The sequence below is a fragment of the Vibrio sp. Y2-5 genome (assembly GCF_014596725.1).
GTDB lineage: Bacteria > Pseudomonadota > Gammaproteobacteria > Enterobacterales > Vibrionaceae > Vibrio.
On sequence record NZ_JACVEG010000001.1, the window covers coordinates 144067 to 169309 of the forward strand.

Consider the following 25243-nt stretch of genomic DNA (forward strand, 5'->3'; position numbering starts at 1 on the left):
AGAAAATCATTATTGGTGTAGGGCGTTCGCTGTACGGCCACAGGTCAGAGGGACCATAATTCGGTGTTAATGCAGGCAGCGTTTTAAAACGGATAGTTTGTATAACCTATAAGTGGTTCTTTTATAAACTAAGTTTGCATTAAGTGGGTGCAGTGTAATGTTCCAAGTTGGTGCGTTCTGTGAAGCTACTCGCATAACTATCTGAGCGTTGACGCTTGCATTCACCAACATATAAATTCTTAAACAAGATCACATAAATTTTGCGACACAATTATTGGTTTAACGAAAGGCATAATAACGAATGAATCTTCCTTCCAGTATCGTAGCAACGCCACTAGAGACCATGACTTTTCCACTACATGGCGCGCGTTTGATAGAAGCTTCTGCGGGTACCGGTAAAACCTTTACCATTGCGGGGCTCTATTTGCGCCTGCTGCTGGGACATGGAAGTGAAGAAAGCCGCCATCAAGTGCCTTTAACCGTTGAGCAAATCTTAGTGGTGACCTTTACTGAAGCGGCGACCGCTGAACTACGCGATCGTATCCGAGCGCGCATTCATGATGCCCGCTTAGCCTTCTCTCGAGGGCACAGCGATGACCCCGTGATTGAACCTTTACTCAACGACTATGCGGATCACGCTTACGCAGCCAAGCTTCTGCTGGATGCTGAACGTCAGATGGATGAAGCGACGGTTTATACCATTCATGGTTTCTGTCAAAGAATGCTGACGCAAAATGCTTTTGAATCAGGCAGCCGCTTTAACAACGAATTTGTCACCGATGAAAGTCATTTGAAAGCGCAAGTCGTCGCCGACTACTGGCGTCGTCAGTTCTATCCTTTGCCATTAAATTTGGCGGCCGAAGTTCGACGCTTGTGGTCGTCTCCCGCTGTACTGTTAGAAAAAATTGGTGGTTATTTATCGGGTATTCCTTTGTCACTGACCACACCTATGATGGACGGCGATCTGGCTGAATTGCATAAAAACAATCTGCTGAAAATTGATGTTATCAAGACGCAATGGCTTGCTGCTCTGGAGGATATTGAGCCAAGTATTGCCGGCTCCGATCTGCATAAGAACTCTCAAAATGCACTATTAAGACGGATCGAAAGTCTGACTCAGTGGGCGAGTTCTGCTACACACGATTTGCTGGTGCCTGAAGCGTTATCGGAGTTTGCTCAAAGCAAACTGACGGAGAAATCTAAGAAAGGTAATCCGCCTCAACTTGAGATTTTTAATGTTATTGAACAGTTCTTAGCTGAGCCAATAACAATTGAAGCGCCTTTAGTTGCTCACGCTATTCATCATTGCCGCGCTATGTTGGCGAAAGCCAAAGCGAGCAAACAGTGGTTGTCGTTTGATGATCTATTGAGTCAACTGTCTGCGTCTATCGACGGCGATGAACAGGGGTTATTAGCTGAGCGCATACGCCATCTTTATCCGGTGGCAATGATCGATGAATTCCAAGATACCGACCCGCTGCAATACAGTATTTTCAGCCGCATTTATCTGAACAATCCTGAGTGTGGTTTGTTTATGATCGGTGACCCTAAGCAGGCGATTTACGCTTTCCGCGGTGCGGATATTTTTACCTACATTAAAGCGCGTAATCAGGTTGCGGCCCATTACACCTTGGGAACCAACTGGCGTTCAAGCGCCGATATGGTCGAGGCGGTTAACCAAGTATTTAAGCTGGCTGACAGCCCGTTTATTTATGATGCCGATATTCCTTTCTTACCCGTCAATCCAAACCCGTACGCCGCTAAAAAAGAGTGGTTGTTAAATGGTGAGAAGCAACCCGCATTGACTTATTGGCTGCAAGAAACGGAAAGTGCGCCAGTAACCAAAGGCAGTTATTTGGATGTTATGGCTCAGGCTACCGCTAGTCAGATTCAAACTATTTTAACGGCGGCGCAGCAAGGTCTGGCACACTTTAGTTGTGGGAAAGACAAAGCGATTCAAGCGGGTGACATTGCCGTATTGGTTCGAACAGGTAATGAAGGTCGAATGATTAAAGAAGCACTGGCGAAACAAGGTATTGCCAGTGTGTATCTGTCTAACCGTGATAGCGTGTTTACCAGTGCAATTGCTCAAGATATTCAACGTTTACTGCAAGCCGTGCTTACTCCCGAAAATGACAGAGCGCTACGCGCGGCTTTAGCCTCGCCACTGTTTGCGCTGAATTCGAAGCAGCTTGATGCACTCAATAACGATGAAAACGAGTGGGAAAAAGCCGTTAACGAGTTTAAGCAGTACCGACAGCTTTGGCTTGAGCGTGGCGTGCTGCCAATGCTTCGATCTGTTTTAAGTCTTCGTCATATTGCAGAACGCTGGTTAGAAGAGACGGATGGAGAGCGAAACCTTACCGATTTCATGCACATTAGCGAGCTGTTACAACAAGCCACTCAAGATATTGATAGTGACCACGGCTTATTGCGTTGGTTGGCTCAAACGATCACCGATGCCGAGCAAGGGATGGGTGGCAATGATGAAGCGATTCAACGTTTAGAGTCAGAAAGAAATCTGGTGCAGATCGTTACCATCCACAAATCCAAAGGTTTGGAATATGATTTGGTGTTTTTGCCGTTTGTGGTCAGCTATCGAGAAGCGAGCGAAGGTAAGTTTTACGACACTGCCAGCGGTGAAACCCTGCTGGATATCACTGGTGATAAACAGGCTCTGCAACAGGCGGACAAAGAACGTTTAGCGGAAGATTTGCGTTTGATTTATGTGGCATTAACCCGTTCGGTTTATGGCTGTTTTATCGGTGTTGCCCCTCTGCGTAATGGTCGCTCAACCAAAGAGCCAACAGGTGTTCATCACAGCGCTATCGGCTATCTGTTGCAAAACGGGCAGGAGGGGGGGATCGATCTCCTGACTCAGTCCGTTCAATCCCATGCAAAACACTTATCTTCTGTCTGTGTTACTTCGCCTCCAGAAGCACATGACACAGTGTTTACTCCGTCAGAACAAACACTGCCAGCTCTTATAGCCAAGGAGCTGCAAAGCGAGATTGACCGTTTTTGGCGTATTACCAGTTATTCGGGTTTGGTGAAACAGGGCAGTCATCAAAAAGAACATGACGCGACAATAGAAATTGCAGGTTTCGATGTAGATTCTGCAGACGAACATGATGACCTGACCGAGACGGAAATAGAACGAACCATTTTCACTTTTCCGCGAGGTGCGCGCCCCGGTACTTTCTTGCACACAGTGTTTGAAGAGGTTGAGTTCACTGAATCTGCAAACAGCGAACACAACACGCAAATCATCAGTCATCTGCTGGAACTAGAACAGTTAGAGATGGAATGGTTACCTGTGATCCAAAAGCTGGTGAACGATGTGTTGGCGACTCCGCTAGATGGTAAAAAGTTACTGCTTAACCAAAAACAACCTCATCAGAGATTGGTTGAGATGGAATTTTTGTTGCCAATTGAAGTTCTTACCGCACCAGCGTTAAACCGTGTAGTTCAACGCCATGATCCTCTTTCTGCCAAGGCGGGTGATCTGGGGTTCTACACCGTTCAGGGGATGCTGAAAGGCTTTATCGACTTAGTGTTTGAGCATGAAGGCAAATACTATGTTCTGGATTGGAAATCGAATCATTTAGGCAATGAAGTCGAGGCTTACCACGGTGAACGCTTGGCTTCAGCAATGGCAGAACACAGATACGATCTGCAATATCAGTTGTATGCATTAGCGCTGCACCGCTTTTTACAAAGTCGTTTAGCGGATTATGACTACAACAAACACTTCGGTGGTGTTTACTATCTGTTCCTGCGCGGTATGGATGGCAAAGCGCAGCACGGTATTTTCAATGCAAAACCAAGCCAAACAATGTTAGAAGAACTGGATTTACTGATACAAGGTAAAGAGCTAGATGAACGCACAACGTCAACAGGGCAAATGGAGCTAGGATTATGAGCACACAAGCTTTGGATGTGTTAGCGCGTTTGGCTAAGCAGGGCAGTATTCGCCAGCTTGATTATCAATTTGCTCGTTTTGTCGCTTCTCTTTTGTCTGGAGACGAACTGAGTACGCAGGAAAAAAATGCCTTTCTCTTATTGGTCGCAGCCGTCAGCGCGGAACTGGGTAAAGGCAATATTTGTCTAGCACTGTGGGATAGTCACGGCAGCAGCGTTGATCTGTCCGCCAAACTGGGTCTGTATGGTGAAGCGGCTTTAGCGGTGAATCCGCTTTGGGTGAATGCGGATTGGAATCGAATTTTACCAAGCTCAAAGTTGGTTGGCTTGCAAGGGGAGGCGGTTCCGCTGATGTTTGATGGGCAGAGGCTCTATTTGCATCGGTACTGGCATTATGAAGTCACTCTAGCACACAGATTACAGAGCTTTGGGTCACCGATGATCTTAAAGCCTACAGATGTACAAAAACTAAAAGAGCTGCTCGATGTGTTATTTGAACGCGACTACCGATTTCTTTTTAAAGCCTTGAAAAGCAGTGAGACTTCTCAGGTCAGTCGTCAGCGAATGGTGTGTGATTACCTTGATGTGATCGACGATGGCCAACTGAACTGGACTGCAATCGATGCCGTGCTCACTAGTGTTCAGCGAATGGAAGATCTTCAACCGCTTGATGCCCTTGTTCCTGCTAACTGCTGTTTAAACTGGCAGAAAGTGGCAGCAGCAGTGGCTTTGACTCGTCGCTTTGCGGTCATTTCCGGAGGACCGGGAACCGGTAAAACTACGACGGTCACCAAATTACTCGCAGCTTTAATTCGCCAATCGCAGCAGCAAGGTCATACACCGAATATTAAGTTGGTCGCGCCAACCGGTAAGGCGGCGGCTCGTTTGACTGAATCTATCGGTAAAGCGGTAGAAAGTTTAGCTGTAGAACCGGAGTTAAAATCTGCTATTCCAACCACATCCAGTACCATTCATCGCCTGCTTGGCGCCATTCCGGGCAGTGCTGAGTTTCGTCATCACAACAAAAACCTGCTGCACTTAGATGTGCTGGTGGTGGATGAAGCTTCCATGGTGGATCTGTCCATGATGGTAAAACTGGTCGATGCACTGCCTAGCCATGCACGTTTGATTTTACTTGGTGATAAAGACCAGCTTGCTTCCGTTGAAGCGGGGGCGGTGTTGGGTGATATCTGCTCATTTATTGATAACGGATACAGCGCCGCGCAAGGCAAGTTGCTCTCTGAACTGACTGGTTTCAACTCCTTGGGCAATCCAGTTTCATCTACCAATCTCAAGATTTCACACAGCAGCGTTGCAGATAGCTTGTGTATGCTGCAAAAGAGTTATCGCTTTGATGCCCGATCCGGTATTGGACAATTGGCTAAAGCGATAAACAGCGGCAGAGCAGCGAAGGTAGATGAAGTCTGGAATCAAGATTTCTCGGATATCCATCATTACCCGTTAAGCAGTGACAACTATAACCAGATGATTAAATCTCTGGTGGACGCGTATTCTGTTTATCTTCAACGAGCAGGCGAGCGCAACAAAGCTGATATAACAACAGAGTCTCTTGAAAGCTTGCAACTTGAAACGATGGCAAGTAAAGCCAAAGCGGTGTTAAAAGCTTTCAGTCAAAGCCGTTTGTTGTGTGCTGTGCGTGAAGGTGACTTTGGTGTGGTAGGACTTAATCATCGAATTGAGCGTGCTTTGGCGGCTCGCAATTTGATTAAAACTCAGCAGGAGCTTTGGTATCACGGTCGCCCTGTGATGGTAACGCTAAACGATCATGCTCTTGGTTTGTATAACGGCGATATCGGTATTTGCATGAGAGATGAAGAGGACGCAGAACAAAGACTCAAAGTCTATTTTGAGCTTCCTGATGGCAGCGTAAAAGCCGTATTGCCAAGCCGAGTTCCTCAGCATGAAACCGCGTTTGCCATGACGATTCATAAATCACAGGGTAGTGAGTTTGAGTTTACTGCGATGATTTTGCCGCCGGAGTACAGCCCGATAGTGACACGAGAACTCATCTACACAGGTATTACCCGAGCGAAAGAGCGTCTGGCTTTGTATTGTGATATCGGTGTGCTGAAACGAGGTATTCAGTTTAAGACAGAACGAGCGAGTGGACTGGTTGAACGCTTAAAAGGGTAACTCCACTGTTTTCGTTGAGAAAATGTGTAGTTTTAGTAACAGGCTGAGATTCTAGCAACCTTCCTTGGCTGCCTAGCAAATTCACAAAAGGTGTTAGCAAACAGCTTTTGAAAAAGTGATGTTACGAATCTTATAGCGCGTTTGTGAGCCTAAGATAAAGCTTTTTAGGTAGTCACTGACGGGAAACACGCAATGTACGTCTAGGCCTTCAAGGAAGTCATGATCTGCCATATCCCAGAAGCTTTGTAGCGAATTACAAATTACGGTTTTCATATAAATTAGTTTGCTCTTCAATAAGTTATTTATCGTTGAAGCAATCCGTGCTCTCCCTAAGTTAAGCGATTAGGTAGAATTCCAACTCAATGCAATAAGGTGATCTATGTCACGAGTGGCGAGATTTTACACAGCTCTGTGTTGTATGAAAAGTGATTAATTAATGAACATCTAAAATACAAATTAATATACTGATTATTCAATTAACAGTAGATATAAATATTACATCTGCTATTAATTGAATATATTTATGTGACTAAAGTTTAAGAATGAGTATTTTTGAGCGACGTTGATAGTTGTAAAGCTGACGTTTTGACATTGGCAGTGCATCGACACCATATTCGATGAAGCCCTGTTCTCTAAACCAGTGCAAGCTATGCGTAGTTAATACAAATAATTTATTTATATTCATTAGCTTAGATTGTTGTTTCATGTGACGTAGCAGTAATGCGCCACGATCTCCATCTCGGTATTCGGTGTGAATTGCCACACACGCCATCTCCGCCATATCTTCTTCTGGATAAGGGTAAAGAGCCGCACAACCAATGATCAGCCCATCTTTTTCAATGATGGTGAATTTGTGAACCTCTTGCTCTAATTGCTCACGTGAACGACGTACCAATATGCCTTGTTCTTCCAATGGACGAATCAGATCAAAAATACCGCCGATATCATCGATCTGTGCTTGGCGAATTTGCTCTGTACTCGCTTTTACTATTTGCGTACCGATACCATCAAAAGAAAACAGCTCTTGAATTAACGCTCCGTCTTCTTTGTAACTGACCAAATGGCTGCGAGGAACGCCAGCTCGGCAAGCGGCCACCGCTGCTTTCAAGAAACGCAGTGTGCCCGATCTTTCCTCTCCGTTGGAATCGTCTCCAGCTTCCATTTTCTCAATTAGGTTATTCACTTCAGCAGGGTAAAGTTCTGCAATCGAATTGCCTTCGCTATCCATGATGCCTTGTTCGGAACAGAAGCCGATCAGCTTTTCAGCTTTTAATCTTATCGCAACTTGTGTCGCCACTTCTTCTGAGAGCAAGTTAAAACATTCGCCAGTGACTGAACTCGCAATTGGGCCTAGCAGGACAATAGAACCTTGGTCGAGCATACGATTAATGCCATCGATATCGATACGGCGAATTTTTCCGCTGTGGCAATAGTCGACGCCATCATCTATACCTAGTGGTTGAGAGATCACAAAATTTCCGCTGACCACATTGAGCTGAGTACCGGCCATTGGCGTGTTGTTTAAGCTCATTGAAAGGCGCGCGGTAATCGCGTGTTGAAGTTGACCAGCGGCTTGCATAACCAAGCCTAAGGCTTCTTCATCAGTGATTCGAATGCCTTTGTGATACGGAGTGGTGCGGTTATTTGTCTCTAAAATCTGATTTATCTGTGGGCGCGCGCCGTGAACAAGCACTACTTTGACACCAAGACTATGTAGCAGAGCCAAATCACTAATAATATTCGCGAAATTTTTATCGGCAATTGCTTCACCGCCCACCATCACAACCATGGTTTTTCCACGGTGAGCGTTAACATAGGGAGCTGACTGTCTAAAGCCTTTAACAAGAGCGGTACTACGAATTTTCACTGATGACACTCTTTATGGTTATGGTTGTTTAAATATGTCTGAATAATGACTTTTTATTCAATTGTGAGCAAGCGGTTTTTAGTAGGTTAACGCGACTATTTTTTCAATTCTGTACTGGCAGTGTTGAATTAATTTAGTTCTAAGTAAGAGATACGATGCCTAAAGCAGAAAAATTAAATCGAGACCAAATGTTTAATAATTCACAAACAGACTCTGCGACGAATGGCAGTAGTGTGAAAAACAGAAAACGGTTGGAACTCTTCCTAATCTTGCTCTTTATTTTGGGAAGTATTGTAGCGGCAATTCTTTACGGAAATGTGATTGAGAGAATAAAAAGCACCCTATCGCCAAAACAAGAGATATACGGTGTCTGGGTGGAGCAAGACGTAGCTTACTACTCAACGCGAAGGCTGGAAATTGGCTCTGACGGCATCATGATGGAAGGGCGTGTTTATACCACTCGGTATGATTTCGATGGACACTATTTAACTTTCAAGGTGGCGGGGCAGGAATACAAGTTTCAAATGACGAATCCTGAAAATACGGAAATGAAGCAGCTAACCAGCGCTCATTACAAACCTATTTTCCGAATGTCAGGAAAAAACTAATTTAACAATTTCGCAATTGCGCTTCGGTAGTTAGTTTGTCATCCTTTCGGTCGAATTCAATATGGGATGCCTTCAGTGAACAAACGCCTTCTTTCTCTTGCCAGCTTAGCGCTTCTGTTTGGTTGTGCTCAACCGACCGACAGAGCGCAACAATACTTAGACGAACCTTTTGCCAGAACACTGAATAAAGTGGATGTGGTGGAATCCAATAAACCGCGCGACTTTACCGAATTTGCGAAGCAAAGTGAGCAAGTGGTTGTCAATTCTCCTTCTATGGCCAAAACCTTTGGTCCTCTCTATGAGAAGCTCAACGAGTGGGTAATAGAAAGTGGTGATACTACTCAGCTCTCTCAGTTTGGTATCCAGTCTGCTCAGTTAGGCGGCGGTGATAGTAAAGGCAATGTCTTGTTCACAGGGTATTTTTCTCCGGTGATAGAGCTGCGTCATACTCCTGACGAAACCTTTAAGTATCCCGTTCACAGCATGCCTAAGTGTGAGATTGAGTGTCCGACACGAGCGCAAATCTATGATGGCGCACTTGATGGACAAGGGCTTGAACTAGGGTATGCGGCAAACCGAATTGATCCTTTTATTATGGAAGTGCAGGGCAGTGGCTTTGTGCACTTTGGTGACGATGACACTTTAGAATACTTTGCTTATGCAGGTAAAAATAACAAGGCTTACATCAGCATTGGCAAAGTGCTGATTGAGCGAGGATTGGTTGAACGTGAAAAGATGTCGCTCAAAGCCATCAATGAGTGGGCGCATTCGAATGATGAAGCAGCAGTGAAAGAGCTTCTGGAACAGAATCCTTCTTATGTCTTTTTCCAACCAAGAGCGGCTGCACCAGTAACGGGGACGGCAGGTATTCCTTTATTACCAATGGCATCGGTAGCGGGCGATCGCACTCTGTTTCCGATGGGAACGCCAATTTTGGCGGAAGTGCCTTTGTTGAATGCGGATGGCACTTGGTCTGGCGCTCACCAATTACGTTTGTTGATAGTGTTAGATACAGGTGGCGCGGTAAAACAGAACCATCTCGATCTTTATCATGGTATGGGACCAAGAGCGGGTACTGAAGCTGGGCACTACAAACACTTTGGTCGTGTTTGGAAGTTAGGGCTTGAGAACTCGCCATTGCAGGCACCTTGGGCATTACCACCCGAGAAGTTGGAATAACTTTTCAGTCTGCTACTTATTGTCTACCTACAACGCCAATAAGTTTGGCGGAGTTTGGATGTGATGGTCTGGACATTTATATTAAGAGTGCGTATAAATCGCACTCTTTCTTTTTCAACCCTTTTAAATTTGGATTGTTGTCATGCGTGAACTCGATACTCCAGCCTCAGATTGCTATAACCAACGATTCGGCGGTACTCGTCGACTGTATGGTAATAGCGAAGTCGATATCCTACGTGCAGCGCATGTATGTGTCATTGGCATTGGCGGTGTCGGTTCATGGGCTGTTGAAGCGCTGGCAAGAACAGGTATTGGTGAGTTGACGCTGATTGATATGGATGATGTTTGTGTGACCAACATTAACCGTCAAATTCATGCTATGTCTGGTACTGTTGGTCAGAGCAAAATTGAAGTGATGGCAGAACGCGTTAAGCTAATTAACCCTGAGTGCAAAGTTAATTTGATTGATGATTTCATCACACCCGACAATCAGCATGAGTATCTGACCAAAGATTATGACTATGTGTTGGATGCGATTGACAGTGTGAAAGCAAAAGCCTCTTTGCTTGCTTATTGCCGTAGCAACAAGATCAAAGTGATTACGATTGGCGGCGCTGGTGGTCAAACCGATCCTACGCAAATCAAAGTGGCTGATCTGACCAAAACTATTCAAGATCCTCTGGCGAAGAAGATCAAAGATCGTCTGCGTCAGCACCATAATTTCCCGACCAATCCGGCACGCAAGTTTGGTATCGACTGTGTTTTCTCAACAGAACATCTCAAGTACCCACAAGCGGATGGTTCAGTATGTGCGACTAAATCGACTGCAGAAGGTCCTAAACGAATGGATTGTGCGTCTGGTTTTGGTGCTGCTACCGTCGTTACCGCAACATTCGGTTTTGTTGCCGTTGCGCGTATCGTTGAAAAAATCATTCAGAAACACAGTAAGTAATCTCTGGAGTATTGTTCATGACTGCTTTTCCAGCCTCACCTTTTGGCATCGAAATCACCAGCGAAGACATAGTGCAGACCATGCAACAGTTTAACGGCTGGGAAGACCGCTACCGTCAGGTGATTCAGTGGGGCAAAAAGCTACCTGTGATGCCAGAAGAACTGAAAAGTGAACAAGTTACTGTTTCGGGATGTGAAAGCTTAGTCTGGTTGGTTAGCCAGCAAGAAGAGGGGATCTGGCATTTCTGCGCTGATTCTGATGCACGTATCGTACGTGGATTGATTGCCCTAGTGATGGCTGCTTTTGAAGGCAAAACGTCTCAACAGATCCAAGATTTTGATGTCGATGGATACTTCGAACAGCTCGGACTTATTACGCACTTGAGCCCTTCTCGTGGAAATGGCTTGAAGGCTATCATCGATAAAGTAAAAGAGATCGCTGTTTAATTTTCATTTATTGATAGCCACTGTCGTGGCTATGTAACTTTTTTCTGCAGGCAAAAAAGTCACCAAAAAGCCCGTTTGCCGATATTCCTCTCTTTCATCCAATTTCCACTCTGTTTCGAGCTACCGTGTTGTAGGCCACATCCTGTGTCCGTCAACACTTTGCCAGACGTCCTGTCTGGCAATAGCTGAACATAGTTCCAATTGAATGGAGGAATAAGGCAAAGAAAAAGCTAAAAGCGGTGGAATTACAGCATGTCGACAGCTTTTTCGATGGCTGCAATTAAGCGTTCGACATCTTCATCCGTATTGTAGATACCAAACGAAATTCTCACAGTTCCTTTGACACCAAACGCTTCCATCAGAGGATGGGCGCAATGATGTCCTGCGCGAACCGCGATTCCTTGTTGATCAAGCAAAGTCGCTAAATCTTGATGATGAACACCATCCATAACAATACTTAAGATGCTGGCGTTACTTTGGTAGCCCAATACACGAATGTCATCAATCGCACTTAACGCCTGATAAGTTTTGTGTTGGAGCTGATGAATATGATCTTCGATGGCATTTCTATCAAAGCTCTCATACCAGTCAATCGCACAGCTTAAAGCAATCGCACCGGCTACGTTTGGAGTACCCGCTTCGAATTTGCCTGGTAAGCCAGAGAAGGTGGTGCCAGAGAACGACACTTTCTCGACCATTTTTCCGCCGCCGTGCCAAGGTGGCATCGCCTCTAGCAGATCTAACTTTCCGTAAAGAACCCCAATACCCGCAGGAGCATAGAGTTTGTGGCCAGAGAATACATAGAAATCAGCGTCTAATGCAGAGACATCCACTTTTTCATGCACTATGCCCTGAGCACCATCGACAACGACAATAGCCCCTTTATTATGAGCGGCTTGAATCACGTCCTCAATTGGTTGACGGCAGCCCGTCACGTTAGTGATGTGAGCTAATGCGACGATTTTGGTGTTAGTGGTCAGCAATTGATGGAATGCCGCTAAATCGAACTCGCCATTTTTCGTCATCGGGACTTTTACGATCGTCGCATCCGTTTGCTGTGCAACGATTTGCCAAGGCACAATATTCGCGTGATGTTCCATCTCACTAATCAGTATTTCATCACCGACCTTAAGCGTGTTTCTCGCATAGGTTTGAGCTATGAGATTCAGCGCTTCCGTCGCACCGCGAGTCCAGATAATACTCTTACTGCTCTTGGCACCAATAAATTGAGCGACCTTGTCTCTTGCTGCTTCAAATTGGCTGGTAGCGTGCGCGGTTAAACTGTGACTGCCACGGTGCACATTGGCATTTTGTGCGCTGTAGTAGTGAGTAATCGCATCAATAACGACTTGAGGCTTCTGAGTGGTTGCTGCGCTATCGAGATACACCAAGGGTTCATTATTGATGTTCTGAGACAGGGCTGGAAATTGTGCACGAATACCGTTGATATCCAGCATTTATGCCTCACCGTATTTTTCATAGTTCAGTTGTGGCACAGGCACCATAGGTAGTGCAATTTCACGAGCCAACTTTTTACCAGAGAGTAAGGCTATGATCTCAATAGAAAACTCTAAGGCTGATCCTGGACCTTGGCTGGTGAGAAGGTTGTTGTTCACATCGTAAGTGACGCGACGGTTACGCCATAAATCTTCAGGAATATGGTCTTTAAAGTTCGGGTGACCTGTCATCAAGGCACCTGGGAACAGGTCATGATGAACCAGAACGACGGCAGGCGCTGCGCAGATAGCGGCAACTAGGCGTCCGTCGTACTTTTGTTGTTTGATGATTTCAACCAAAACGGTGCTGTCACGGAAATTCTCTGAGCCTTGTACACCCCCTGGTAGAACAACAGCGTCGAACTCTTCATCTGCGATATCAACCAACTTGCAATCAGCTGTTAAGGTTACGCCACGAGACGCCTTCATGGTGAGTTTGCCTTCAAAATCGGCACTCGCAACCACAACTTGATAGTCAGCACGTACCAGAATATCAATGATGGTTACCGCTTCCATTTCCTCCGTACCCGGAGCGATAGGAACGAGTATGCGTTTAGTCATGATGTTTTCCGTTGTTGTTCTAATAATTTGATTTGCTTGTACAACTCAGTATTGGCAGGCACTTCTATGCCATGTTGTTGAGCTTTACGTACAAGGTAGCCTGTAATGAAGTCTATCTCGGTTTGACGACGATAGAAAATATCTTGATGCATTGAAGATTTATTAGCTGCTGTGGCGCGAATGACATTGTCGATGGTGGTTGTCAGTTGGTTCCTGTCGACGGGAATCTTTTCTGCTTGCATCACCGACACTAACTCATCAATCACAGCGTTTAGTGTTGGACGAAATTTCCCTTCTGCTAATTCACCATTCAGGCATTGATGAATGGCTGTCAGGGGATTGATTGCGCAGTTGATGGCTAATTTATTCCACAGAGCAAGCTGTATATTTGAGTTCCACGATACAGCCGGTAAAGCGTGGTTCAACACGTCAACCAAAAAGGTACATTGCTCGCCTTTTTTATTTGGTTTATCAGAGAAATTGAATGCGCCAAGCTGAGTTTGGCCAACTCCCGTGTGTTTTACATGATGAGCATCGGTTTTAAGTGCGCCGTGGGTTGTGGTGGCGATGACGACCGGATAGTCGGATATCAGCTCTGCGATGTCATCTACAGCACCCATACCATTATGCATAAAAAACAGAATGGTATCTTTATTCACATGGGGTAGGAGTGGCGTTATGGCGGCTTCAACCTGCCATGCTTTTACTGTGATCAGTAAAAGATCCGCATCGATAAGAGTCTGTGGTTGGTTATAGTTAAATAGAATTTCAGGGGAATCATCCGCTGCCAACATCCATTGCTGGGTTTGCTTGGTGCCCCACAAGGAAACCTTGTGTCCAGCCTGATGCAGTTTGTACGCCCATAGGCTGCCAATTGCACCCGGGCCAACAATGACGATATTCATATTTCCCAAAAATCACCGTTAAATAATCTCTGCGGCTAAGGATAATGAGCAAGACTGGGAAAGCAATAAAAAAGGCGCCAATCGGCGCCTTTCGAGCAATTTAGACTTCAAATATTAGAATTTGTAAGTTGCTGAGATGTAGTGACCAAAGCCAGTTGACTTGAAGCCATCAGTATCTTTAATACCGTAGATATCTTTGTAACCTTTAAGACCGTAACCTAGAGCGAAGCGGTCTGAGTGCCAGTAGATACCGTTGAACATTGCACCACCGTTGCTAGCTGAAGAGTATTTGTCTTCCATTGCAAATTGGTAATCAATGTAACCTTGGTAAGAAATGAATGAACCGTTCTCGAAGAAGTAGAAAGGTTTGAACCAGTTCATAGAGAATTGGTAACCGTTCCAGTCCTTCTTGTTAGAGTCGTAAGTACCGTACAGGTTCATACCTACTTTACCTAACCAAGGAACCATAACATCAGAGCCTAGACCAACTTTTTGAGAGTTAACGCCAGAGTTACCACCCCATTCCATAAGAGTTGATAGGTATAGCTCTTGTACTGGACCAAAAGATAGATCTTTGCCAGTCAGCGCGTCTAGAGACATACGAGGCGCGAACTTCATAAAGATTTTTTCTTTGCCGTTTTTGTCGCTACCTGGATCGCTTGTTAGGTTGAAAACGTCAACGTAGCCGTAAAGATCAAAGATTCCTGAGCGGCCGCCAAATTCCATCTCTAGGTAATCATGGCTAGATTTACCAGGAAGCTCATCAAAAGCACCCATCAGGTTGAATTGCATCCACTTGTAATCGTTTTTGTGGATGTCGCCATCTGAGTAATCAGCAGCCATAACTGGAGCAGAAGTTGCTGCTAACAGGCCAAGAGTAAGAAGTGATTTACGCATAAGGGTAACTCTCTATGTTTTGTATCAATTCAGGATCGGCTTGATTACCGCCTGTCCAATTTGGGAGCATGATAGCGATTTAAATCTCAATTAAAAGTGAGAAAAGTTGCAAAAGTGGATAAACATTGTGATGTAGATCTAATTAATTTAAATAAAAAATGAACTATTTTGTTATTTCATTTTATTGCACTTTAATTGTGATTTTAATCACTTAAGTTTGAGTGGCTTTTGTTTTTGAAGCATATCGATTAACCAACATGTTTTGTTAATAAAGCTTGGGAAATACTGGGTTATTAAATATTCATTGGAAATATCATTGGTATTCAATCTGTTTTGTAAGCCTTGTTTTGTATGGGGTGGTGTTAGGTTTGTTTGACTTTTCTGCTGATTGGATTACGTATCTCTATAGCAAATTTAAGTATTGAATGAGTTAATTTTCTTTGCTCATTTAATTGATATATTGGCAATGCTTTTTTGTTGAAAATGATGTTTTAATCTTTTTATACAATAACTTGTACCAAATGAAAGTGAAGCTCTTGTAGCCGTAAGATTAATAAAACGCTATTTCAGTGTATGATATTGGCACTTGTCATCAATGAAGGAATACCATGTCGGAGCCGATAGATAAGAAAACCTTTCTTACCATCTTTACCACAGTCTTTTTACCCATGTTTCTGGCGGCTATCGATCAAACACTGTTAGCAACTGCAACACCTGTCATGGTCAGAGATTTGGGTAATATTCAGCTTTCATCGTGGATTGCTATTGGTTACATGCTTGCAGGTGCAGCTTCTGTACCAGTATATGGTTGGCTTGGCGATCAGTATGGTCGTAAAAAAATGCTGATGATTGCGCTTTGCATTTTTGCGTTGGGGTCAGTGCTTTGTGCGTTAGCCGTGAGTATGCACGGTTTAGTATTTGGACGGATTGTTCAGGGGCTAGGCAGTGGCGGTTTAATGAGCCTGTCTCAAGCGTTAATTAGTGAATATGTTCCGCCCAGACAAAGAGCTAAGTTCCAAGGTTATTTTGCCTCATTGTTTGCTTTATCCAGTATCTGTGGCCCTGTGCTCGGCGGCGTTGTGGTGACCTATTTAACTTGGCATTGGTTGTTTTGGTTCAATTTGCCATTAATTGTGTTTGCACTGTATCGTTTAACAAAGCTTGAACAAGTCAGCCGTATACCTGAGAAAAAATCGATAGATTTCTTTGGATTACTTCTGTTTCCAAGCATGATGACCACGATTATTTATTGGTTGTCTGCTGGTGGTCATTACTTCCCGTGGAATTCGTCTACCAGCTTGGCTTTATTGGTGACTTTCGCTGTTCTTTTGTTTGCGTTTGTTTTGCAACAAAAAAGAGTTACTCATTCATTTCTACCTTTAAGTTTGTTGGTTCAAAAAGAAATTTATATTCCACTGACTTCCACATTTCTGTTTGCAGCATGCTTGTTTTCATTAGTGTTTTTCTTGCCCATTTTTCTTCAGGTTGGCTTAAATACGTCTGCAGCTAGTGCTGGACTATTGTTGATGCCATTGTCGGCAGGGATGATTAGTGGCTCTTATATTACAGGGAAGGTGATCGCTAAAACTGGTGTGCCGAAATGGTTGCCTGTAATCGGTATGTCGCTAAGCAGTTTGGCGTTTTTCTCGTTGGCGATGTTTGATTTTGGACCTTATATGGTCAGTGCATTTGGGTGCTTATGCGGTCTGGGATTCGGAACGGTTATGCCATCAACTCAATTACAAATTCAGACCATTGCAGGTAAAGAAAACTTAGGTCGAATCACATCAATGGGCTCGTTAAGCCGATCTGTTGGTGCCTCTGCTGGTACTGCGGTGTTTGGCACTTTGATTTATTCATTAATCCCCAACTTCAGTGCAGAAGGGTCATTGAGTGAATTACTTAATACGCCCCAACCTGTAATTTTTAACGCTTTTCAAACCGGATTTTTACTCGCAGGCTCGCTTGCTCTTATGTGTGCGTTAAATGCCGCAAGAGCGCCTCGCATTCATTTGGACGATTATACGTAAGACGGATCAATAAAAAGGGCCTGCTTATAGAGGCAGGCCAAGAAACCCTGTGGAGCAGGGGAGGGGTCGGTCTCGGGGGGGACGGACCTAAAGCAACTAAGCCCTACACTTAAGCTGCCAAATCTTCATGTGCGGTAAGGTGTAATAGACGACAAACATTCACGCTGCCGACACCTTCAACGGATTCTAATTGAGTCACTAAAAGAGAGGTAATTTCCTTTTCACTCGCCTGTGTTGAGAGATGCCCAACCAGTTGTTTAGATAATGCTTCCGCGTTCGTATCAATGTTCGTCATGTATATAGGTGTCACACCGCGCAAAATAGTTAATTTGCTCAACAACTCTGGCTTATCAGAGACTGCCCAAATGGTAGCTTTACTCTGGCATCTTGACATAAGAAGTGGTGTTTCACCATGTTGAGTAATAATGGCAACGCCAAGATCTTTATGTACTTTAGAAGCTGAAATCATCGATGAGAGCGCAAAGCTTTTGCCTGCATCATTGCAAAGGTGTTGCAGTTTATCCCAGCAACCTTGAGCACATGTACTTTGTTCTTCTGCGCCTGTTGCAATTCTTACCATCGCCTCAACCGCCTCAACCGGATATAAACCAGCTGCAGATTCCGCTGATAACATAATTGCATCCGTACCATCAATTACGGCATTGGCTACATCTAGCACTTCAGCACGCGTTGGTAGTGGGTTTTCAATCATGGATTCCATCATTTGCGTGGCGGTAATTACTGGTTTACCCAAGTATTTGGCACGAGTAATCAGAGCTTTTTGCACATTTGGTAGACGGGCATCACCAATCTCTACACCAAGGTCTCCGCGAGCGACCATGATCACATCTGATGCATGGATGATGTCGTCCATTGATTCAATACTACTTACCACTTCAGCACGTTCCACTTTGGCAACGATTTGAGCATGACAACCGGCTTTTAGTGCCAGTTCACGAGCATAATCAATGTCTGCACCGTTTCTCGGGAATGAAATCGCAAGGAAATCGGCTCGAAGTTGAGCGGCAGTAAGTATGTCTTGTTTGTCTTTATCAGTCAGAGCCGGCGCTGAAAGTCCGCCCCCCAATAGGTTGATACCTTTACGATTAGATAGCTTGCCATTGTTTATTACTTGAGTCGTAACTTGCTCACTCTCTTTGTTTACGTCAGTCACTTTAAGTTGAATGCGTCCGTCGTCCAGCAGGAGAATATCACCACAATTAAGGTCTTGAATGAGTTGTGGGTAATCTAAACCAACGCGCTCTTGGTTTCCGGCGTTTGGTTGTAACTGGCCGTCCAGAATGAATGTATCACCAGCGGTCAGTTGAATGCTGCCTTGTTCAAAACAAGCAATGCGAATTTTGGGACCTTGTAAATCAACCAATACACCAACCGTAGTATTGAGTTCTTCAGCGATAGTGCGAACAAGCTTGGCGCGTTCAATATGTTCTTCAGCACTGCCATGGGAAAAGTTGAGTCGGACAACGTTCACTCCAGCGCGGATAAGTTGAGTCAGTTTTTCTCTCGTTTGGCTAGCAGGGCCAAGAGTGGCGACAATTTTGGTCTTACACATAAAAAATTCCTATAAAAGGCTACTAAAGATAGGGAATAAAGAAGGGAAGAAGGAGCTGAAAACAGCTCCTTCTTAGTCGCGTTTAAACGCTTGGTGACGCTTGATATTTTTTGTTTTCTACTTCGTCAATATCGACGATTTTCTTCGCATTCCAGACTGTCAGGGCAAGCAGTACAGAGACGACGCCTGAAGCTAACCAGAAGTACTGAGCGTTGCCGAAATCGTAGCTCTTCACACCATCAATTTCAGTGATAGTGATGAGTGAGGCTGAAATCAGTTCCTGTGCTGAAACGGCGATGTAAGAACATAGACCGATCAAACCTTTAACAGCACCAACAGCGTTCTTAGGCATTAAGTCACAAGCGATCAGACCCGCTAGGAATACCACTAGACCACCGATAGAGAAGCCAATCATACTTAGTGCAACAGCATCGATAATGCGGTTATCTGGGCCAAAGAACATCAGGCACATACCAGCGATGTTTAACAATCCGTACATTAGGTTTGGAATGTTACGGTTCCCTTTGAACACTTTGTCAGAAACAACCCCTGATAGAATTGCACCAGCCAGACCCGCAGTTGGGTACATAGACATTGCAAAACCAGCATCGATCAGTGAGTAACCTTTTGACTCTTGTAGGAACAGTACTGCCCAAGAAGACATTGCGTAACGTGCAATGTACATAGATGCACATGCTGCTGCGATTAGCCATAGAACAGGTTGTTTCAAAACAAACATCTGTGCACGACGTGTTTCTTTTGGATCAGAAGCTTTCTTAATTTCAGTACCTTCGCCAAAAGCAGTACCTGGATCAGGCAGACCATAAGTTTGTGGACGGTCTTTCAGTAGTTTCATCATGATTAAACAAGCAACGATTGCTGCAATACCTGCACCAATGAAACCTGCACGCCAACCAAAGTAGCTCACTAGAGAGGCTGTTAGAATCCAAGTAATACCTTCACCGATGTTACGTGAACCACCCCAAATAGAGTAGCGACTACCACGTTGTTTTGGTGAGAACCATTGGTAAATAGATACACAAGATGGTGCTGAACCAACAGACTGGAACCAACCGTTTAAACCCCAAAGCAGGACGAAGAAAAACGCTGTGCTGTTCATCCCCATGAAGATTGCGGCAATACCCGAAAGTAATAGTGAGACCGACATGAATCGGCCAATGTTGGCGTAGTCCGATAAGAATCCATTGAGGAATTTACCGAAGGCATAAGTGAAGAAGAAGGCTGAACCCATGATGCCGAGTTCTGCCAAAGACAATATGCCAGCATCAAGCAGAGGCTTTTTAACAACGCCAAGGCTCATGCGAACTACGTAAAATACTGCGTAACCAAAAATTAGGCCTGAAAAGACCTGCCACTGATAACTCTTGTAGAGTTTTTGCATTTTCTCTTTGGGTAAATCCAAGAGTTGTGCGTCAGGGCGAGATTTAAAAAAATTGAACATAAAAGTGCTCTCCGTTATTCACGACAACCAAACAGGGGTGTTCGTTGGAGTCATCATTCATCAAGTGAGTAAAAGCCTCAAAAGCGGCGATTTGAGGCAAAACTGACACAAATGAGTGGTTAAGGTGGGTCAAAAATGGGAAATTGAAGCGGGGAAAACAGACAATTATTGATAAAATTCAAATCAAGTTGCGTCATAGTTGACCCAACCCTCAATGTAACTATTTTTTACCAATTAGCAGAGATTTGAGTGAACGCACATTTTTTAAGGTTTTTCACATCCACAAGCTATTTGCTTTCAGCAATGAGTCGAATAGTACTGCTTGGAGTTGCACTTCTTCCAGCTGCAATGACACATGCGGAAGATAAAGAATTGGTGATTCTCACTACGTTTTCTCGAGAGCCTTTGCTGCCTTTAATTGATGAGTTTTCAAAACAATATCAAGACGTAAATGTACAAGTGGTTCACCGTCGTGCTCAATCGAGTGTTCAGATGCTCAGTAAAAGCTACATCCAAAATATTGATATCGTATTGAGCTCTTCGCCTTATCTGATGCAGCATTTAGCGGAAAACGGGCGGTTAACCAAATTGCCAGAACGATTTCAGGTACCCGAGTGGTTGAGGCCATATATGTTGCCTCCTGCCGGTCAGGTTGTAACGATTGGTTATTCTGGCGCAGGGATTGTTTGGAATCGAGATTACTTGCAAACCCATCAGCTACCTAAACCGCAACAGTTTTCGGATCTGACATCCCCAGTTTATTTCGGACACTTGACCATGAGTACCCCTGCTCGTTCCGGTACTACGCAACTCATGGTAGAAAGCATCTTAGCCAAGTATGGCTGGCAAGAGGGCTGGCGTTTGCTGACTAATATTGGCGCTAATATGGCAACCATTTCTTCGCGTAGTTTTGGTGTGAGCGACTATGTTGCCAAAGGTCAGTTTGGCATTGGTCCAACGATTGACAGCTATGCTTTTATTCTTGAGCGTAAATTCGACCATGTAGAGTTTGCCTATGATGAGAGTTTTACGCTTATGCCGACCTACGTAGCGTTGGTTCAGCAACAACATAATGATGTATATGCGCAAGCGTTTATTGATTTGCTTATGTCAAAAGCCGTTCAGACCAATATGGAGATGAATGACTTTGCAAAACATGGTCTTAGCGATAAATCATTGTTTAACGAACGATTCACAAGGTTGTCAGCCGCCACTTTGATTCAGCGTGAAGACTGTATGAATATACTGTTTGATTTGATGATTTCAAAACGCCTTCCAGCACTAAAAGATACTTGGTTAGCCATCATAAATGTACGCAAGCAGTACCGCGACAATAAGCAAGTTTTGGCTCAAATTGAGTTGATTGAACAATTGGTTTTTTCTGTGCCAATCAGTGAGAAAGAGTTGGGTGCTGTGGTGAATCAAATATCGCCTTTAGCGGATGCAAATGATGAATCACAGCAGGCTTCGAAAACAATGTTGTTAACTGAACTAAGCCATTCTTGGAAGAAACAAATCGACGCTAATCTCGAACAGGCAAATGCTCAGCTCAAGTCGCTTATACGAGTTGTTACACCATGAGTTTGTCGAAATATCACACCATAGGATCCAAATTGCTGCTGGCATTTGGTTGCAGCACGTTATTAGTAACACTCGTCAGTTTGGTCAGTTGGTTTACTTGGAGCCGACTTGATGATCAGGTGACCGAAGTCTTGGATCAGAGTGTGCCAAAATATAATGCCAGCTATGTGTTAGAAACTCGCAGTTCTGAAATTCGTCGCAGAATCCAGCAAATAGGCAATGCGAGCAATAAAGTCATGCTTGGAGAACAGATAGAAAAGCTCAATCAAGATCTGATGATTATGGACAACGTGTTGAATGCGTTAGAGACGAATTCAGTACAAGTGAATCTTCATACAGGTTACTTGAAACTGAAGAATATGAGCGGCCAATATGGCTCTCTTGTTTCTCAACGGATAGATGTTACACGCCAAATTGACTTGCTTGGGGAGCAACTACAATGGCTCTACCAAGATATGGAGATGGAGCTGGTACCACTTCGTCAGGAAATGCAGTGGCAGTTAGAACGAAAAAATAATGTCGAACGCTCGGAAGCCTTATTTAAGAAGATCAATCAGATCCAATCGTTAATTGATAGCGGCAGTCAGATGTACAACTTTGCCCGTGAGTTGGTGAATGCCACTCACCAGATTCAGGTTGATAACGGCATGAAGGTGCTGCAATACCGACTGGAGGAGCTACAAAGTTCCAGCAAGCCCATTTTCCAGCTTCCAGCCTCTATTGCGTATCAGCAGTTATTGGGAGAGTGGAATGAGCTTTTGTCACTCAACGGGCCTTATCACCAGAACTTAAGCTTAGGTGTGGAGTTGCATCAAGGATTAGAGGAGTTAGGCCGCCAGATTCAAGAACAGCTAAATAAACAACATTCGGATATCGCTATCTTGGTATCTAACGCAAGCGAACTGTTTGTCTCGACACAGAAAGAGACGACTCAGCTAATTCAGCATGGGCACCGAGTCTTGCTAGCATTGTTTGGCATATCGATCTCAATGAGTTTGTTGCTCACTTATTATTTTGTGAATCGACGGATTGTCGCGCGCCTAACCAATTTAAGTAACAGCTTAGATGCCATCATCAACAACGATCTGAGTCATCCAATTGAAGTGGATGGAAAAGACGAGATTGGTAATCTTAGTGCGCAGTTGATTCAGTACGGGCAAAAAGTGGAAGAAATGGAGCGAACAAATGCTCTGAGTCTTATCAATAACACTCAAGCCAGCTTAATCACTTGCAACCTACAGGGGCAAATTGAGTCTGCTAACCCAAGTGCTCAAGCCAGCCTACAATTGGAATCAGGCAAGGTGAAAAAAACATTGTGGCGTTGTTTTCCTGAACATCTGCAACCAAGGTTAGAGGCGCTGTTTAATCCCGAGAATCAACTTATTAAAAAAGGCGCTGATAGCGTAACGCTTTCATTGGGAAATGAGAACAAACCTTATTACTTAAGGCTTTATCTGAGAAAGTTTAACCAAGGGCTTCACGACAAAGTGATCGTCACCATTACCGATGTGACCGATCAGGAACATGCTAATCGTCTGCTTGAAGAGCGAGTTAGAGAAAAAACACAGTCATTATTGGAAAACAATGAGCAGTTACAGGCGGAGATTGAAGAGCGGCAGCGAGCGGAAGCCTATTTGAAGCAAACTCAGAATGATCTGATTCAGGCTGCAAAAATGGCTGTTGTTGGGCAAACGATGACAAGTCTTGCCCATGAATTGAATCAACCCTTGAGTGCTATGTCGACCTACCTGTATACCGCAAGGCTGGCGTTGGAACAGGCTGAAACGGGACAAATTACACAGTCGCTCAGTCAGATTGAAAATTTGACTGAGCGTATGGGGAAAATCGTCAACAGTTTGCGGCATTTTGCGCGTAAAACCAGTAGTGATGAACCGATGAAATCCCTGAGTCTCAATTCGGTGGTCGAGCAAGCAATATTGTTGGTTCAAACCAAAGCTAAGCGTCAACAAGTTGAATTGCACAATGAGCTTCCGGAAACTCTTTTTGTAATCGGAGAGACTCTGAGCCTCGAACAAATTTTGATTAATCTGTTGGTCAATGCCTGTGAAGCGGCAAGTAGCCATCCACATAAATCAGTCTCGTTAGTGCTACTTTCTAGCGACGATAAGGTTCACCGCATTGCTATTATTGATAGTGGTTCTGGGTTTGAGCATGGAGTGGTTGGAAAACTGTTTACCCCATTTACAACCACAAAAGAGGTTGGTCTAGGGTTAGGTCTGAACATCTGCCAATCATTGATCGAACGAATGAATGGTCAAATTTATCTCGCCTCCAATTTAGATAAAGGGGCGATGGTTGTCTTGGAGTTACTTCATGAGTAAAAGTACGGTTTTACTGATCGATGACGATCAAGATGTGCTGGATTCCTACACTCATCTTATGTCCATTGCTGGAATTGCATCAAAAGCATTGTTAAATCCTGAACTGGCACTGAGTTTGATTACACCCGATTGGAATGGTGTGGTGGTGTTAGACATGTACATGCCACAAATGCACGGTATGGACGTGTTAAGAGCCATAAAATCAGTAGATGATCGCATACCTGTTATTGTCATCACTGGGCATGGTGATATCCCAATGGCGGTGGAAGCGGTGAAACTCGGAGCCTGTGACTTTTTGGAAAAACCGATTAATCCTCCGCAGCTACTGGGGTTAATTAAGCAACATATCGACCAGCGCCGTTATTTTATTGAACAGAAGTTGTCGTTAACTCGCAGCGTGAAAAAGGAGCTGGTCGGTAAATCTGCCCAAATTGAGCGTATTCGTTCGCATATCGCCCAATATGCGATGTTGAGCAACCATGTGGTGATCTGTGGTGAATCGGGAGTGGGGCGTCACACTATCGCTTATTTAATTCATCAATTGTCTAGCTCTGCCAATACAAAACCTATTGCCGAGCTGGCGATCAGCAACAACACCGATATTGAAACGCTTGATAACAAACTCAAACAGAGTACCGGAGGGTGCTTGTTGCTGGACAATATTGAACTGATGAGTGATGAAGTACAGCGTCACTTAATTCAGGTTTTGCTCAATCAAGAGCGATTAAACATTCCGCGCTCACGTATCATTGCTATTTTGGGTGCTGAATCAGAACAACTGATCGCTAATACTCATTTGCTTCCAGAGCTTTACTACCTCTTAAATCAAGGTGTGATTGAGGTGCCTTTGCTTAGGCAGCGACCAGATGACATTGCTTCCTTATTTCATTACTTCCTTAAGCAAAGCTGCAACAAGTTGGGCAAGCCGTTACCTGTGGTGGAGTCGAGCTATTTATCATTACTCAGAGCCCATGACTGGCCGGGCAATGTTCGTGAACTTCGTAATGTGGCCGAGTTGTATGCGATTGGCATAGTCAAGCTAACCGGGAAAGATCGGGTTTATAATCAGGCCGAGATGACGTCACCTCTAGATGAGCTTGTGGATGATTTTGAAAAACAGATCATTGAAGATGCGCTTTTCCTTTACTCAGGACGAGTCGCCGAAGCGGCAAACTATCTGCAAATTCCGCGAAAGAAGCTTTATCTGAGAATGAAGAAGCATGGCATTGAGAAAGATGAGTACAAATCTCGTGGCTAGTAGTCTTGTTC

General features: G+C 44.3%; 18 protein-coding genes. 10 read left to right on the forward strand and 8 right to left on the reverse strand.

Annotated elements, in window-relative coordinates:
* Positions 1 to 301 precede the first annotated feature (301 nt).
* A complete protein-coding gene (recB, locus tag HUO09_RS00605; RefSeq protein WP_188232699.1) occupies positions 302 to 3922 on the forward strand; it encodes an exodeoxyribonuclease V subunit beta in 3621 nt (1206 codons plus the stop codon).
* On the forward strand, positions 3919 to 6075 hold the full coding sequence (gene recD, locus HUO09_RS00610) for an exodeoxyribonuclease V subunit alpha (protein ID WP_188232700.1): 2157 nt from the start codon (positions 3919 to 3921) through the stop codon (positions 6073 to 6075). Before recB ends, recD begins: the two co-directional genes overlap by 4 nt.
* A 93-nt stretch (positions 6076 to 6168) precedes the next feature.
* Here recD and HUO09_RS00615 read toward each other — a convergent pair whose 3' ends face one another.
* Together HUO09_RS00615 and argA are read right to left on the reverse strand one after the other, a co-directional pair.
* Positions 6169 to 6348 (reverse strand): hypothetical protein, encoded by a 180-nt coding sequence (locus tag HUO09_RS00615; RefSeq protein ID WP_167412214.1) that lies wholly within the window; start codon positions 6346 to 6348, stop codon positions 6169 to 6171.
* 256 nt (positions 6349 to 6604) lie between these two features.
* Positions 6605 to 7942: an amino-acid N-acetyltransferase gene (gene argA / locus HUO09_RS00620; RefSeq protein WP_167412213.1), complete on the reverse strand. Its 1338-nt coding sequence runs from the start codon at positions 7940 to 7942 to the stop codon at positions 6605 to 6607.
* 155 nt (positions 7943 to 8097) lie between these two features.
* Here argA and HUO09_RS00625 point away from each other — a divergent pair, with 155 nt between their 5' ends.
* The 4 genes from HUO09_RS00625 to csdE all read left to right on the forward strand — a co-directional run bounded on the left by HUO09_RS00625 (position 8098) and on the right by csdE (position 11127).
* The gene (locus HUO09_RS00625) at positions 8098 to 8550 is read left to right on the forward strand and encodes a DUF2850 domain-containing protein (protein ID WP_188232701.1); all 453 of its coding nucleotides are present in this window, start codon (positions 8098 to 8100) and stop codon (positions 8548 to 8550) included.
* 75 nt (positions 8551 to 8625) lie between these two features.
* Entirely contained in the window at positions 8626 to 9729 is a 1104-nt protein-coding gene (gene mltA, locus HUO09_RS00630; protein WP_188232702.1) for a murein transglycosylase A, read from the forward strand.
* A gap of 142 nt (positions 9730 to 9871) precedes the next feature.
* Entirely contained in the window at positions 9872 to 10681 is an 810-nt protein-coding gene (tcdA, locus tag HUO09_RS00635) for a tRNA cyclic N6-threonylcarbamoyladenosine(37) synthase TcdA (protein WP_188232703.1), read from the forward strand.
* 17 nt (positions 10682 to 10698) lie between these two features.
* A complete protein-coding gene (csdE, locus tag HUO09_RS00640) occupies positions 10699 to 11127 on the forward strand; it encodes a cysteine desulfurase sulfur acceptor subunit CsdE (RefSeq protein ID WP_167412209.1) in 429 nt (142 codons plus the stop codon).
* Between the two features lie 245 nt (positions 11128 to 11372).
* On the opposite strand, the gene csdA is transcribed toward csdE, so the two are convergent.
* From csdA to HUO09_RS00660, 4 genes are all read right to left on the reverse strand, one after another.
* Complete coding sequence (gene csdA, locus HUO09_RS00645) at positions 11373 to 12584, reverse strand: cysteine desulfurase CsdA (RefSeq protein ID WP_188232704.1); 1212 nt, start codon at positions 12582 to 12584, stop codon at positions 11373 to 11375.
* A complete protein-coding gene (locus HUO09_RS00650) occupies positions 12585 to 13184 on the reverse strand; it encodes a DJ-1 family glyoxalase III (protein ID WP_167412207.1) in 600 nt (199 codons plus the stop codon). It lies immediately after the preceding gene.
* Positions 13181 to 14089, reverse strand: coding sequence for a 2-dehydropantoate 2-reductase (gene panE, locus HUO09_RS00655; RefSeq protein WP_188232705.1), 909 nt, complete (start codon positions 14087 to 14089; stop codon positions 13181 to 13183). Before panE ends, HUO09_RS00650 begins: the two co-directional genes overlap by 4 nt.
* Positions 14090 to 14203: 114 nt before the next feature.
* Positions 14204 to 14986 carry an outer membrane protein OmpK gene (locus HUO09_RS00660; protein WP_188232706.1) on the reverse strand — a complete coding sequence of 261 codons (783 nt, stop codon included), beginning with the start codon at positions 14984 to 14986 and terminating at the stop codon, positions 14204 to 14206.
* A 608-nt stretch (positions 14987 to 15594) separates the two neighbouring features.
* Between HUO09_RS00660 and HUO09_RS00665 the strand changes: the two genes are divergently transcribed.
* Positions 15595 to 17016, forward strand: a complete 1422-nt coding sequence (locus HUO09_RS00665) for an MDR family MFS transporter (protein WP_167412204.1) — start codon at positions 15595 to 15597, stop codon at positions 17014 to 17016.
* A gap of 109 nt (positions 17017 to 17125) precedes the next feature.
* Here the strand turns inward: HUO09_RS00665 and pyk are convergent, their stop codons facing one another.
* The gene (gene pyk / locus HUO09_RS00670; RefSeq protein WP_188232707.1) at positions 17126 to 18589 is read right to left on the reverse strand and encodes a pyruvate kinase; all 1464 of its coding nucleotides are present in this window, start codon (positions 18587 to 18589) and stop codon (positions 17126 to 17128) included.
* An 82-nt stretch (positions 18590 to 18671) separates the two neighbouring features.
* Positions 18672 to 20051 (reverse strand): MFS transporter, encoded by a 1380-nt coding sequence (locus HUO09_RS00675; RefSeq protein WP_188232708.1) that lies wholly within the window; start codon positions 20049 to 20051, stop codon positions 18672 to 18674.
* Positions 20052 to 20354: 303 nt separating this feature from the next.
* Between HUO09_RS00675 and HUO09_RS00680 the strand changes: the two genes are divergently transcribed.
* Genes HUO09_RS00680 through HUO09_RS00690 form a run of 3 tightly spaced genes read left to right on the forward strand, consistent with a single transcriptional unit; the run spans position 20355 to position 25232 of the window.
* The gene (locus HUO09_RS00680) at positions 20355 to 21632 is read left to right on the forward strand and encodes an ABC transporter substrate-binding protein (RefSeq protein ID WP_188232709.1); all 1278 of its coding nucleotides are present in this window, start codon (positions 20355 to 20357) and stop codon (positions 21630 to 21632) included.
* Positions 21629 to 23974 (forward strand): ATP-binding protein, encoded by a 2346-nt coding sequence (locus tag HUO09_RS00685; protein WP_188232710.1) that lies wholly within the window; start codon positions 21629 to 21631, stop codon positions 23972 to 23974. The genes HUO09_RS00680 and HUO09_RS00685 overlap by 4 nt, the downstream gene beginning before the upstream one ends.
* A complete protein-coding gene (locus HUO09_RS00690) occupies positions 23967 to 25232 on the forward strand; it encodes a sigma-54 dependent transcriptional regulator (protein ID WP_188232711.1) in 1266 nt (421 codons plus the stop codon). The genes HUO09_RS00685 and HUO09_RS00690 overlap by 8 nt, the downstream gene beginning before the upstream one ends.
* Positions 25233 to 25243: the final 11 nt, after the last annotated feature.